11 protein-coding genes are annotated in these 14,392 nt (G+C 45.0%); 7 read left to right on the plus strand and 4 right to left on the minus strand.

Translation table 11 applies throughout. From position 1 onward, the window contains the following. Positions 1–25 precede the first annotated feature (25 nt). Positions 26–2,368, minus strand: coding sequence for a M1 family metallopeptidase (locus tag G9X63_RS07350; RefSeq protein WP_252622200.1), 2,343 nt, complete (start codon positions 2,366–2,368; stop codon positions 26–28). Between the two features lie 144 nt (positions 2,369–2,512). On the opposite strand from G9X63_RS07350, the gene xylA reads away from it, so the two are divergent. Genes xylA through G9X63_RS07365 form a run of 3 tightly spaced genes read left to right on the plus strand, consistent with a single transcriptional unit; the run spans position 2,513 to position 7,014 of the window. Further along, positions 2,513–3,841 (plus strand): xylose isomerase, encoded by a 1,329-nt coding sequence (gene xylA / locus G9X63_RS07355; protein WP_130895971.1) that lies wholly within the window; start codon positions 2,513–2,515, stop codon positions 3,839–3,841. An 18-nt stretch (positions 3,842–3,859) separates the two neighbouring features. Then, positions 3,860–6,358 (plus strand): glycosyl hydrolase, encoded by a 2,499-nt coding sequence (locus G9X63_RS07360; RefSeq protein WP_252622202.1) that lies wholly within the window; start codon positions 3,860–3,862, stop codon positions 6,356–6,358. Next, a complete protein-coding gene (locus tag G9X63_RS07365; protein WP_252622204.1) occupies positions 6,355–7,014 on the plus strand; it encodes a DNA alkylation repair protein in 660 nt (219 codons plus the stop codon). The genes G9X63_RS07360 and G9X63_RS07365 overlap by 4 nt, the downstream gene beginning before the upstream one ends. 15 nt (positions 7,015–7,029) lie before the next feature. On the opposite strand, the gene G9X63_RS07370 is transcribed toward G9X63_RS07365, so the two are convergent. Continuing rightward, complete coding sequence (locus G9X63_RS07370; RefSeq protein ID WP_252622206.1) at positions 7,030–8,832, minus strand: glycosyltransferase; 1,803 nt, start codon at positions 8,830–8,832, stop codon at positions 7,030–7,032. 5 nt (positions 8,833–8,837) lie between these two features. Next, positions 8,838–9,773 carry a glycosylasparaginase gene (locus G9X63_RS07375; RefSeq protein WP_252622208.1) on the minus strand — a complete coding sequence of 312 codons (936 nt, stop codon included), beginning with the start codon at positions 9,771–9,773 and terminating at the stop codon, positions 8,838–8,840. A 110-nt stretch (positions 9,774–9,883) separates the two neighbouring features. Between G9X63_RS07375 and G9X63_RS07380 the strand changes: the two genes are divergently transcribed. From G9X63_RS07380 to smpB, 4 genes are all read left to right on the plus strand, one after another. After that, positions 9,884–12,319 (plus strand): penicillin acylase family protein, encoded by a 2,436-nt coding sequence (locus G9X63_RS07380; RefSeq protein WP_252622210.1) that lies wholly within the window; start codon positions 9,884–9,886, stop codon positions 12,317–12,319. A 3-nt stretch (positions 12,320–12,322) separates the two neighbouring features. Then, positions 12,323–12,664: a hypothetical protein gene (locus tag G9X63_RS07385; RefSeq protein ID WP_130895977.1), complete on the plus strand. Its 342-nt coding sequence runs from the start codon at positions 12,323–12,325 to the stop codon at positions 12,662–12,664. Positions 12,665–12,732: 68 nt separating this feature from the next. Next, positions 12,733–13,329, plus strand: coding sequence for an OmpH/Skp family outer membrane protein (locus G9X63_RS07390; RefSeq protein WP_130895978.1), 597 nt, complete (start codon positions 12,733–12,735; stop codon positions 13,327–13,329). A 57-nt stretch (positions 13,330–13,386) separates the two neighbouring features. After that, entirely contained in the window at positions 13,387–13,848 is a 462-nt protein-coding gene (gene smpB, locus G9X63_RS07395; protein ID WP_130895979.1) for an SsrA-binding protein SmpB, read from the plus strand. On the opposite strand, the gene G9X63_RS07400 is transcribed toward smpB, so the two are convergent. Next, complete coding sequence (locus G9X63_RS07400) at positions 13,849–14,391, minus strand: CopD family protein (RefSeq protein WP_130895980.1); 543 nt, start codon at positions 14,389–14,391, stop codon at positions 13,849–13,851. Position 14,392 lies beyond the last annotated feature (1 nt).

Here is a 14,392-nt window from a genome sequence, read left to right on the forward strand (position 1 = left end):
CCCCGATTGCTCGGGGCTTTTTAATTTAATTTTTAGATCCAGTGACCGCACCCGCCTTTTTGGCATTTTGTGCTTCTTGCATTGGATTAACTCCTCCACTGTAGGTTCTTCCCTGCATCTTGAATAACTGAACCTTCGTAGGTTGTGCTGGTTCCCGAGGGAAAGCATTGTCTTCCGTATCAATATCCGCGATTTCAAAGAATGGATCTAATGTCCACTTTACGACTTTCTTAGACGTTGGGATGATTTTCTTTGCTGTCACATCGTTCAAACGCCAAACCTCCGCCGGGAAACGCAATACCTCTTCTGTACCATCTTCATAGTTCAAGCGAACGATCACAGGCATGGGTAAACCGCCTTTGTTCTTGAAGTTCACCACATAGAAGTTTTTACCCTCCGACACTAATTTCTTCTCGTCGTCATTTAAGGACGCCATGTAGTCTTGGTATTTCTTTTTATCGGCCTCCGTAGGAGCGAAGCGATCGTAGGTATTATAGAAGTCCGTCAAATCAGGATTTTCCTCCACAACCGTGCGCTTGATATCTGTTTTGTTGCGAATCGCAGACATCGTTTTGCCTTTTGCTTCCGCCACTGCTTTTTCTCCTGCCTTTTTGATGGCCGGATCTTGCGTATCGATTCCGAACCATTCCACCGTCTCAATCGACTGATTCACGGGCTCCGTTCCGTAGAACCAACCTCTCCAGAACCAATCCAAATCCACGCCAGACGCATCTTCCAAGGTGCGGAAGAAGTCTGCTGGGTACGGCTGTTTGAACGCCCAACGACGAGCATACTCTTTGAATGCGTAGTCAAATAATTCGCGACCCATCACGGTTTCGCGTAGGATATTTAAGGCCGTTGCTGGTTTGGCATACGCATTATTTCCAAAATCCATGATATTCTCCGAGTTCGCCATAATAGGCACCTGGTTCTTCGAATCTAAACGCATGTAGGGAACAATCGATTGAGGCTCGCCACGACGTGCCGGGAAGTTGCGATCCCATTCTTGCTCCGCTAAGTACTGGCAGAAGGTATTTAAACCCTCATCCATCCAAGACCATTGGCGCTCATCAGAGTTAATAATCATGGGGAAGAAGTTGTGACCCACTTCGTGGATAATCACCCCAATCATCCCGTTTTTCACGTTCTCCGTATACGTTCCATCTGCCTCCGGACGACCGCCATTAAAGGAAATCATCGGATACTCCATTCCACCACCCGCTGTGGCGTGGCAAGAAATCGCTACTGGATACGGATATGCGACCGTTCTTTTCGAGTACGAACGAAGTGTATGCGCTACCACCATGGTTGAATATTTACCCCAAAGTGGATTTCCCTCTTTCGAATAGTAGGACATTGCCCACACTTTTTTGCCTTCCACCTCTACTTGCATCGCATCCCAAATGAATTTCCTGGATGCAGTGAATGCGAAGTCACGCACATTATCCGCTTTGAATACCCACGTCTTTTTTCCTGTTGGAACACTTTTCTCTGCTTTGATCGCTTCGTCTTGTGTTACAATTTCCACCGGGCGAGTCGCCGTTTTGGCTTGCTCCCAACGCTTTAATTGCGTCGCAGTCATCACCTGATTAGGGTTCAATAATTCCCCGCCCGCACCTACGACGATGTCATTTGGCGCTGTGATGGCTACTTTATAATTGCCAAAATTCAATGTAAATTCACCTTGGCCCATGAACTGCTTGTGCTGCCAGCCATATACGTCATTGTATACCGCTAAGCGAGGGAACCAGTGTGCGATAAAGTAGTTTGCAATATTGTCTTTGCCTAGAATTTCTAAACCAGAGCGACCATAGTAGGCTGTGATCAAATAATTCCAATCAATACCAAAGCTCACCGAAGCACCCGATTTCAACGGAGTGGGTAAGTCTATACGCATCATTGTTTGATTGATCGTGTGACGCAATGGATTACCTTTTGCATCTTTTACAGCTGTGATTTTGTAGCCGTAATCTTTCGGGTCTGTCAATTCTTGGAAGGCACCAGCGCTGATGCCATTCTTGATTTCACCCGTCTTAGTCGTTTTACCTGGTGAGTTTTTTTCAAATAGATTTTGGTCTAATTGAATCCATAAATAAGGCAGATCATCCGGAGAATTATTGTAATACGTGATTGTTTCAGATCCAATAATCTTGCGATTAATGTCATCTAGTTCCACTTTGATGTCATAATCCGCACGTTGTTGCCAATAATCTTTACCTGGAGAACCACTCGCGGTCCGGTAAGAATTAGGCGTAGGCAAAGTCGATTCTAATTGCTCGAATCGGTTGTTTGCGTTAAAAGAGGTTTGAGCTTTCGCGGGCAGCAAGAAGACTGACAGCGCGACTAGCGTGAGTAGTTTTTTAAGCATGTTGAAAAGGTTATTTTATGCAAAATAGGAAATTTTCTCAACAATTGTAGCTGTGCTAATCTGTGCTAAAATATATTTGTATATAATAGGTATAATATGTAGTTTTGGGACTTTAAGAAGAAACAACATTAAGCATTATATATCATGAGTGTAATCATTGGTCAAAAAGAGTATTTCAAAGGCATTGGTCAAATCAAATTTGAAGGTGCAGAATCAGACAATCCTTTCGCATTCCGTTACTACGATGAGAATCGCATCGTTGCTGGCAAGAGCATGAAGGAACACCTTCGTTTTGCGATTGCGTATTGGCATTCGTTTTGCGGTGATGGGGCGGATCCTTTTGGACCAGGAACACATCACTACCCTTGGGATGTAGCATCTGATGCGCGTCAGCGTGCTGCGGATAAAGCCGATGCAGCATTCGAATTCATCACTAAGATGGGTGCGCCATACTATTGCTTCCATGATGTGGATGCGATTGATGGGCATAATGATCCCAAAGAATTTGGCGATCGCGTGAAATTCATCACGGATATATTTGCCAAAAAACAAGCAGAAAGCGGCGTAAAGCTTTTGTGGGGAACAGCGAACTTGTTCTCGAACGAGCGCTACATGAACGGTGCTTCTACGAACCCGAACTTTGAAGTAGTGGCTCATGCAGGAGCTCAATTAAAAGGCGCAATCGATGCAACGATTACCTTAGGTGGCGAAGGCTATGTGTTCTGGGGAGGTCGCGAAGGATATATGAGCTTATTGAATACCGATATGAAACGCGAACGCGAAAACTTCGCGCGCATGTTACATACCTGTGTGGAATATGCACGTCGCAATGGTTTCAAAGGTAAGTTCTTCATCGAACCTAAGCCCTGTGAGCCTACGAAACACCAATACGATTACGACGCGGCAACGGTGATTGGTTTCTTACGCGAGTTCGATTTGTTATCAGAATTTGGCCTAAACTTAGAAGTAAACCACGCCACTTTAGCTGGACACACGTTTGCACACGAATGCCAAGTGGCTTCAGACGCAGGTATGTTAGCGTCTATCGATGCGAACCGCGGAGATACGCAAAACGGCTGGGATACGGATCAATTCCCGACGGACATTTACGAATGGGCGGAGGCGATGTCAATCATCTTGAAGCAAGGCGGATTAGCCGGTGGTGGAATTAACTTTGACGCGAAACGTCGTCGTAATTCAACGGATATGGCGGATTTATTCTATGCACACATTGGTGGTATGGATACGATTGCACGTTCTTTATTGATCGCAGAGAAAATCGCGAAACATGGCGAAATGGATCGCTTGAAAGCGGAGCGTTATGCAAGCTTTAACTCGGGTAAAGGAGCGGATTATGCAGCGGGCAAATTGAAATTAGAAGATTTATACAAAATCGCGATCGAGGTAGGGGAACCAGCTCAGATCTCTGGCAAGCAAGAATACTTAGAGAATTTGTTAGGCCGTTTTGTTTAAAAATACGTAATTCGAGGTATGAAAAGAATTGTTTTTCTCCTCCTGTTATTTACCTCTAGATTTATAGCGACAGCAGGGTCATCTGATCCTGCTGTTTTTTCTGCCGCTAAACCCTGGGCTTATTGGTGGTGGCCGGGGAGCGCGGTAACGGAGAAAGGGATTACGCATAATCTAGAGAATTTTGCCAAAGCTGGTTTTGGCGGTCTCCACATCATTCCCATCTACGGGGCGAAGGGCTCAGAAGCCTTATTTCAAAATTATTTAAGTCCGGGCTGGCAAGCGAAATTCTTCTTTACGTTGAAAGAGGCGAAGCGTTTAGGCCTTGGAATCGATATGACGATGGGGACGGGCTGGCCTTTGGGCGGACCCACGATCACAGAGAAAGAGGCGGCGAAAAAATACCAATTCGTGGATGGCGTATTTACGACAGGTTTAACGGGCCAAAAAGTCAAACGCGCCGCTCCCGGCGGAGAGGGATTCGTCCTCGACCACTTCGACATGAAGGCCTTCGCCAAATACAGTCACACCTTTGTTCCCCTTTTAAAGAAATCCCATTCGCCATTGCGAGCCATCTATAATGATTCCTACGAGGCCTATGGTTCGAATTATACACCGGATTTATTTTCTGCTTTTCAACGTTTGAATGGCTATGATCTGCGCAAACACTTCGCTGTGTTGTCTAAGAAAAAAGCAGAATCAGAGGAAGAGAACCAGATTTTTGCGGATTACCACCGGACGATGTCCACCTTGTTGCAAAACAACTTTGTGTTGCCATTTGATCATTGGATTAATTCGATGGGCTTTACCTCCCGAAATCAGGCCCACGGTTCCCCTGGTAATTTGCTGGATATTTATGCGGTGGCGGATATTCCGGAGGCGGAGTTTTTTGGTTCGAAACCTTTCGATATTCCAGGCTACCGCGTGGATCCGGAATATGATTCCACCACGTTTGGGATTCCGGATATTCGGGCGTTGAAATTGGCGAGCTCGGCGGCGAATTTGACAGGGAAGAAATTAGTTTCGGCGGAAACGGCGACTTGGTTAGGCAATCACTTCAAGGTTTCGATCGCACAAGTGAAACCGGTATTGGACCAAGTTTTTGTGGGTGGGGTGAATCACGTGTTCTTCCATGGGGCTACCTATTCGCCACCTGAGGTTGCGTGGCCGGGTTGGTTGTTTTATGCGAGTACGAACTTTAATCCCCAAAGTCACTTTTGGGAGGCGATGCCTGCGCTGAATAAATACATTGAAAATGTGCAGACGATGTTACAGGCGAATCCGACGGATAGCGACGCCTTATTGTATTTCCCGATGGAGGATGTGTGGCACAACAATAACGGATCAGGCAAATTGCATACGCTGGAATTGCACGCGAATAGCCGGGAATGGTTGAAGAATACGTCCTTCGGTCATTGGGCAGGATTATTACAGGACAAAGGTTTCTCGGTGGATTATATTTCGGATGACTTGTTGGCTGATTTGGAATTGACACCTGCGAAAACCTTTAAAACGAAGTCGGGCGGGAATTATAAAGTCTTGTTAATTCCGGCGGCACATTATGTTTCGGTGGAGACTTTAGAGCGTTTAGCGAAATGGGTGAAACAAGGTTATCCCGTGTATTTTTTAGAACATTTACCCCTTCATTTGAATACATTTCATCAAACGAAAGAGGCCAAAGAACGTTGGGAGTCTGCCCGCAGCGCCTTAATCATGCGCGTGCTTTCAGACCCGGCAGATCAGCTCGCTCGTTTAGGAGTTTCTACCGAGCCGATGGCCGCTAAAGGCTTATCTTTTATTCGAAAGAAGACTCCAAAGGGCGCCGCCTACTTCGTGACTAATTTGAACGCTCGATTCACAGAAGGAAGTATTTCCTTGAAGAAATTATCGGGTAATGTAGAGATCTGGGACCCTTTAACGGATTCGAAATCGTATGGAAAAAAAGGTTCGGATGTCTGGCTATCTTTAGCACCTGGCCAAAGTGTGATCATTCAGCCTGTGGCTAAAATTCCTTCTTTAATTGTTCCAGCGGCTCTTAAAGTTAGAACAGAAATCGAATCTACCAATCTGCGCGTTCAGATCGATTCTAAAACGATCGCATTGCCAGATTTTAACTATTATACCTCGCTAGACACCTCGCTGGCCGCAACTCCATCAGCCCGCTATACTTTCGATCTGACCTTATCAGCCGATCAAATCGCTAACGCGAAAGTGCTTCATTTATCTGAATTGCGCGATATGGCAAAAGTGCGAATCAATGGGAAAGACATCGGGATGATCTGGTCTCTTCCTTTCCAACTTACCATTCCTGACGGAATCTTGCAGGAGCAAAATCAAGTGGAGATAGAGGTTATTTCAAATGCCGCGAATCGAATCCGGAAGATGGATCAGCAAGGAGTGGTGTGGAAGAACTTTTATGAAATCAATTTTGTGGATATCCGCTACAAGCCTTTTGATGCTTCTAAGTGGGCTATTGAGGATGGAGGAATGAAAGGTAAACTCTATTTGACGAACCGATGAAGCCCTTCGTTAAAGCCATAGCAGAAGCCTTACACGACCTAGCGGATGCAGATAACGCGTTTTGGATGTGCAAATACATGCGTGAAAAATACCCTTTTCTGGGGGTGAAAAAACCAGAGCGTCACGAGGTTTTTAAGGCCTTGTACAAGCAATACGGATCTTCTGAGGATTGGTTTGAAGTATCTACTGTCTTGTTCGCGATGCCAGAACGCGAATTTCAATATGTCGCGATGGACTATGTGATTAAAGCCAAAAAATCCTGGGATGACCGCGTGCCTGCCTTGTGCGAAGAATGGATAGGCCAGGAATCTTGGTGGGATGTGGTGGATAATTTAGCGCCTAAGATCCTTGGGCCTTATTTTCTGCAATTTCCAGCGGAGCGTGATTTCTGGATTCAGCGCTGGATGGATTCTGGGAACTTCTGGTTGCAACGGGTATGCTTAGTTTTCTCTTTAGGTTATAAAGACAAAACAGATACCGTTTTGCTGGCGAAAACCATTCAGGCATTGAGCTCTTCCAAGGAATTTTTTATTCAAAAAGCCATCGGCTGGGCACTTCGCCAATATGCGCGAACGGATGCGGAATGGGTATTGGATTTTGTCGAGAACAATGCGTTGGCCCCGCTGAGTAAACGCGAGGCCTTGAAGCATCTCTAAGTATCTTTTTAGGAATTATCTCTTCTTTTTAATGATCGCTAGTTCGTGCGCCGTGTCATAATACGAGCGCAGGTTCGACCAGTCAAATGTATCCGCGATACTCTCTACGCGGTTACGCTGAGTGATGCGATCGCGCTGCGATTGCTGGACAAATTTGAATAATAGATTCGCTAATTGCTCCGCCGCTTCTTGGTACGATTGCGTCTTGCGATTCACTACGCTTACGCCCCATTGTTCGTAATCGCGCATAATCTGCATCATATAATCGCCAAAACCCGATAGATCCGACGTCACCGTAGGTACCCCGCGCGCCATACATTCCAGCGGTGTATAGCCCCAAGGTTCGTAGTAGCTAGGGAAAACGCCTAAGTGGCAACCGCGCACGAATTGGCCATAATCTAAGCCGAAAAGCGGATTCGTAGAAACGATGAAGTCTGGGTGGTAGACCACTTTGACCTTGTCATCTGGGTTATTTAACAGATTCGTCCGGTGTAAATTCCGGATAATATCGTCTTCTTGTTTTAGCAAGTGCGTGACCACTTTAGGTCGCGCATTTGTCTTCCACGTTTGCACGGTTCTACGCAAACGCATCCGCCAATATTCATCCACAAAGGCGTTCAAATCCGGCATCTGTAGATCGCTGGATGAAGCGGAGGCCTTGAATAAATGTTCTCCTACTTCTTTCTCGATCGCGTGGCAGTTCTCTCTAATTTCATCTAACACAGCGCGGGAATGCAAGACCTCGGGATCAATGGAATGATAGGGTTGCTTGGTCACAAAGAACATCACCACCGTTTTCTTCGATCCCGCCTCTTTCATCTTGCGATTCAAAATCGCCAAGGCATCTAAGGTAATATCGTATCCTTTGTTCGAATATTCGAAACGTCCGGAGGTGAATAGGTAGAGTGTTTGATCTAGGTCAAAAGGCTGGCTTTGGAAGAAATGCCCCATCACGAAGTTCGAAATGCTCTCTTTGTATTTTGAGTGCAGGTTCTGGTGTTCGTGCAAAGCGGCAAAACGTTGGATGTTTAAGCCGTTTGGCAAAATTAATTCCGGGATTCGACCTAAGAAATACTGGCATTCTTTCGCCGTAATATCGCTGACGGTGGTTAGTACATCGGCTTTTTGGGCAGCGGCGCGTTCGAAACAAGCTTGAGCCTCGATGCCATAGTGTTTCGCCTCTTTGTGCCAATCAAAGTTCTCGATGACATCATAGAAGTTAGGTACATTGCCCGCTAAATAGCGGCCTAACATAGTCGCGTGCGTGGTGAAGACGGTTGAAATTTTGACCTTGTCCTTCTTTAGGTCGGGTAAGCCAGTAGACGCCATCCACTCATGGAAATGCGCCACCAATTGGGTTTTATTTTTATTTTCTTCGGCCACCTCGGTTAAAAGGAGGCGAATCATTTCTCCAAAAACAATGGTTTGGTTCACTAATTCCTCTACCCCTAAAGTCGATATTTTATGGTTATCCCAAATTCGTCCTTTAATCGCATCGACTTCCGGTAACAGCGTTTCCAGTTCAAAAAGTACGATTTTAGGCTTTCCCGTGATCAACCAATAGCCATAATGAATGCCTAAACCTTTTTGGCGCAAGCTACTAATCGCGCGACCCAGTGGCGTTTCATCGGTAACTGGAATGGGCTCAAATTCTGCGGAGGCAGTTTGGGGGAAATAGGGGCCTAATAAGGCATAGTCTTCGCCCCATTTTTCGACCATCGAGGGAACTTTGGTCCGAATTACCGTGTAAATTCCGCCTACTTGATTACAGGTTTCCCACGCAATCTCAAACAAATATTTTTTCTTCTCTGCTGCCATAAAAATTACATGTAGGACGCACTTTCAATTACCTGCGTTTTTCCGTTTTTCGTGATGGTGTAATTAAATCCTTTTTGGATGGCATAAGCGCCATATTCTCCTTTTTTATTGAGGGCCAAATACCCGATTTGGAATTCCTTGTATTTATAGCGTTTCACAATCCGCATCACAGCCTCTTCACACGCTTTTTGAGGGGACATGCCCTGTCTCATTAATTCGACAATTAAGAAAGATCCCAAAGTCTTCATCACAAATTCTCCTAATCCCGTCGCACATGCTCCGCCTACCTCATCATCACAAAAAACGGCTCCACCAATGATAGGGGAGTCGCCCACACGACCGTGCATTTTGAACGCCAAACCACTCGTCGTACAAGCTCCTGCGATTTCGCCTGCTTTCCCGATGCCTAATAAACCGATGGTATCGTGGCGTTCAATATTAATAACCGGCTCGTATTTGGATTCTTTTTTCCATTCTTCCCAGGCTTTTTTCGAGCTTTCTGTTAATAGATTCTCCACTTTAAATCCTTGGTCTAAGGCGAATTTTAAAGCCCCAGCGCCTGATAACATGACGTGAGGTGTTTTTTCCATCACGGCTCTAGCCACAGAAATGGGGTGCATGATGCCTTCTAAAAAGGTCACGGATCCTGCGTTTCCCAAATGGTCCATGATGCAGGCGTCCAAGGTCACATGGCCATCGCGATCTGGATAACCACCGTAACCCACTGAAGTGTCGTTTGGATCTGCTTCGGGGATTCGTGCACCGGCTTCGACGCCATCGAGCGCTTTGCCCGTTTCCATCAATTTATTCCAACCCGCGATGGTCGCTTTTTCGTTTTTCCAAGTCGCAATGATGAGCGGTTCAGAGCTGGCCGCTTTTGCGGTGGCACCTAAGCTTGCGCCTAATAGGGTGGAGGTTTGAAGGAAGGTACGTCTTTTCATATCGCTTTAAAGATAATTTATTTGGGCTTAAAGGAACAATTTTGTAAAATTGTCTTTCTAAAATAGAAAAAAATCTTCGGATATTTCATTTATCTCCCTCTATTTCATCAATGAAAATCATAAAATCTGCTTTTCCTTTGGTAATCGCCCTGTTTTTAACCTATGCGATGAACCAAAGCTGGGGAACTTTGCCTCCCCTAGGTAAATTATTTAGTCCTTTCCACGGCTTTTGGATGAATGCAGAAAGCCCGGAATCAGGTGAACCCACAGAAGAAACTTTGCAAATCGCGGGTTTACATCAACCCGTTCAAGTCGTGTACGACGAAATGGGGGTGCCGCATGTTTTTGCACAGGATGACCACGATTTGTTTTTAGCGCAAGGGTATTTGACGGCCAAAGACCGTTTATGGCAAATGGAATTCCAAACGCACTTCGCAGGTGGTCGCATCTCTGAGATCGTAGGCGAAAAAGGTATCGCATCTGATCAGTTCCAACGGAGAATGGGTTCAGTTTATGGTGCGGAGAAATCCTATGAGGGAATGAAAGAAGATCCCATGGCTAAAAACGCTTTGGAAGCTTATTCTGCGGGGGTTAATGCCTACATCAATTCCTTATCTGATCGTGAATTACCTTTAGAATACAAATTATTAAACTACCGCCCGGAGCCTTGGACGCCTATTAAGAGCGCCTTGTTCTTAAAGAATATGTCCTTCGTGCTAGCTTCAGGAACCGACGATTTGAAGATGACGAACATCTTGCGCAAATACGGCCGTGAGGTGGCAGAAGACCTTTTCCCTAATTACCCTTTCCAAGAGAGTCCGATCATTCCCGTAGGATCGCCAGTCGATTTCAAACCGGTACCTATTCCAGCGGGCCCAGCAGACTTTACCGGTTTAGGTAGCTCCATGACGACACCAGAAAAAGATCCGAACATCGGTTCGAATAACTGGGCGGTAGCCGGAAATAAAACGGTTTCGGGTTTGCCTATTTTAGCCAATGACCCACACTTGACTTTGTCATTGCCATCGATTTGGTACCAAATGCAATTAGTCGCTCCAGGGGTCAATGTCTATGGTTCAACGATGCCGGGAACACCCAATGTGATCATTGGATTTAATAAAAATGTTGCTTGGGGAGTGACAAATGTAGGTTCTGATGTTTTGGACTGGTACCAAGTGAAGTTCAAAGATGCCTCAAAGCAGGAATATTGGCATGATGGGAAATGGAAGAAAACCACCATGCGCATCGAAACCTTCAAGATCAAAGGAAAGAAAGAGATGGTAGATACCATCTTCTTTACACACCACGGACCTGTCGTGTATTTATCCCACGAAAAACCATTCCGTTCCAATATTCCGGTAGGCCACGCCTTGCGTTGGATCGCCCACGAAAAATCACAAGAACTAACGACGTTCTACCAATTGAATCGCGCGAAAAATTACGAGGATTACCAGAAGGCCTTGACCTTCTATTCTGCACCGGCTCAAAACTTCGTGTTTGCTAGTAATGAAGGCGATATCGCTTTATGGGTGAACGGTAAGTTCCCGTTGAAGTCGAAACAGCAAGGAAAGTATTTATTAGATGGAACGGATGCGGCGGCTGATTGGCAAGGATTTATCCCTCAGGCGCACAATCCGCACGTGAAGAATCCGGTTCGAGGTTTCGTGAGTTCGGCGAATCAATTCTCAACAGATCCTTCTTATCCGTATTACTTAGGTTGGCAATATGCGCCATCTGAGCGTGGCCGTCGCATTAATGAGCGTTTAGCGGTGATGGAGAAGATTACGATGGATTCTTTACGAGGTCTCCAAAACGATAATTACAACATCCGTGCCCGCGAGTTATTGCCTTTGCTTTTCGCTCAAGTGAAATCACCTACAGCGGCTCAATCAAAAGCTATTGCAGCTTTGAAATCTTGGAATTTAGTGAATAGCCCGGAGTCTGTGGGAGCCACTATTTTCGAAAACTGGGTCTTGACTTTGCAGTCTTGTCTTTGGGATGATGAATTCGCAGCAGATGAAAAAGCACCGATGAATCGTCCATCGATGGATCGCACGATTCAATTAATCAAATCGGAGCCTAGTGCGCGCTGGTGGGATGACATTAAGACAAAGCCTAAGGAGTCGATGTCTGATATCGTCATGAAGTCATTGCAAGCGAATGTGGACACCTTGGTGAAACAACACGGACCTCAGGGGCCAGAGTGGGCTTGGTATAAGCACAAGCAAACGGGGGTTCGTCACTTGATCCCAGGAATGGATGCTTTATCTCGCTTGAATATCCCGATCGGTGGGGGAGGAACCATCGTGAATGCGGCTACGACGAAGACAGGGCCTTCTTGGCGTTTAGTGGTGGAGCTTTCGAAGGAGGGGAAACCTAGAGCCTATGGCGTTTACCCGGGTGGTCAATCGGGTAATCCGGGAAGTAGTCATTATGATGATTTGATTGATACGTGGGCCAAAGGTGAGCTAAAGCCTCTCTTATACCTCGAATCAGCCGATCAAAAATCGAATCGTTTACGCAAGAAAATCACTTTATCGAAATAAGCTATGAGTAAGTTAATCTATAGTATCATTTTAGTCGTTATTGGCGCTTTGGTAGGCATTTACCTGCCTTGGTATGCGATGGGCGTGGCTTTTGGGCTGGTGGCTTTCGTATTAAATATGCCCTTGAAATCGAGTTTTTTGACTGGTTTCTTAGCAGGATTCGTCTTGTGGGTGCTTTCAGCCTTGTGGCTTGATTTACAGCATCCTAGTACGTTACCTAGTCGGATGGCTCAAGTTTTCCCTCTAAAAGGAAATGTGTTCGCTTTATTTGTTCTGACTGGCGTGCTAGGAGGCTTATTTAGTGGCATTTGGACCTGGGCTGGAGCCAGATTAAGACAGAAATAATAATTTTTTAGGACAAACGATACAGACCTTGTATATTTGCCGTCAATCCAATAAACAAAATTAAACACGTGAAAAATTTACCATACGCTTGGTTGGGCGTTTTAACCATCGCAATTGCCTTTTTATTTTACCAAAATTCAGGTAGCTCGTCTGCAGGCTTAGGTGCCTCGACAGCTGATGGAAGAAGTATCGTATTCGTAAATTCAGATTCGTTATTAACGAATTACCAGTTTTACAAAGACGCTCAAAAAGAGTTCGAGAACAAAGGATACCGTCTACAAGTGGACTTAGGTCAAAAAGAGCAATCACTTCAAGCAGAGTTACAAGCGATTCAACAACGTGCCTCAGCTATGACTCAAGCAGAATTGCAAGCAGCTGATATGACGTTGAAGAAGAAAGGTGCTGAATTGCAGCAGTATTCTCAACAAAAGCAAGCGGAGTTAGGACAAGAGCAAGCAAAGAAAAACGAAGAGTTGTATAACAACATTCGTGATTACATCTCGAAGACAAACAAGGCTAACAAATATGAATTCGTTTTAGGATATTCTAAAGTAGGTGGTGGAATTTTATTCGCTGATCCATCTGTCGATGTAACAAACAAAATCATCGAAGGATTAAACAAAGAGTACGCTGCTACAAAAGGCGAAAAGAAAGAAGATAAATAAGAGCGATAAGCTATATTTAGCCACGCAGTGATTCGCTGTGTGGCTTTTTTTATTCCAATGGCAAAAGAAAAAATCCAAAAGACTGTTGAAATTAAGAACCGTAGGGCTTCCTTTGAATACGCATTCATGGATACCTTCACGGCTGGCTTGGTATTGACAGGTACGGAGATTAAATCGATCCGCCAAGGGAAAGCCAATCTGACTGATGCCTACTGCGTATTCTTTCAAGAAGAATTATTCGTTCGCAATATGCACATTTCGGCCTACGACGAAGGAACCCATTACAATCACGATCCCTTACGTGATCGTAAGTTATTGCTATCTAAGCGTGAGTTAGGGAAACTGCAGAAGGAATTGAAGAACGTGGGTTTGACGATTATTCCTACCCGTCTTTTTATTTCAGACAAAGGCTATGCTAAATTAAACATCGCACTCGCGAAGGGAAAGAAGACCTTTGATAAACGAGATGACATTAAAGAAAAAGATGTGAAGCGGGATCTGGATCGATCTATGTCTTAGTTAAGCCTTGTTTCGGATTTTTTTAACGATCGTAACCGCCGCCATAATCACAATCGCAAAAACCACAAACCCTCCTAATCCATACATCCAGTCTAGTGTATTTTTAGCCACTACTAAGAAAACGACCGCAACTAATAGAATCGTCGCAATTTCATTATAAAGCCTTAGTTGTGTTCCAGATAGGATGAAATTCCCTTTTCTGAATTGAAGAATCAAATACCGGCAAACAAAATGGTAAACCGTGATGGCTACCACGAAGCCTAATTTCAAATGCAACCAGCCTTGAGATCCGAAACTACTCAACCAAGCTACGTAGATTAAAGACAAGCCGGTGATCCAAGTCAAGAACATGGCCGGAATCATAATCGCATTAAAGAGGATCTTTTCCATCTTTTCGAATTGCTTCGATAAAATACCTTTTTCGGGTTCTCCCTTTGCTTGTGCTTCCGCGTGGTAGACTAGCAAACGGGGAAGGTAGAATAGGCCAGCAAACCAGCTGACAACGAAGATAATATGGATGGATTTTAAGACCGTATAGCTCATG

It is taken from the genome of Aquirufa antheringensis, assembly GCF_023921165.1.
Lineage (GTDB): Bacteria > Bacteroidota > Bacteroidia > Cytophagales > Spirosomataceae > Aquirufa > Aquirufa antheringensis.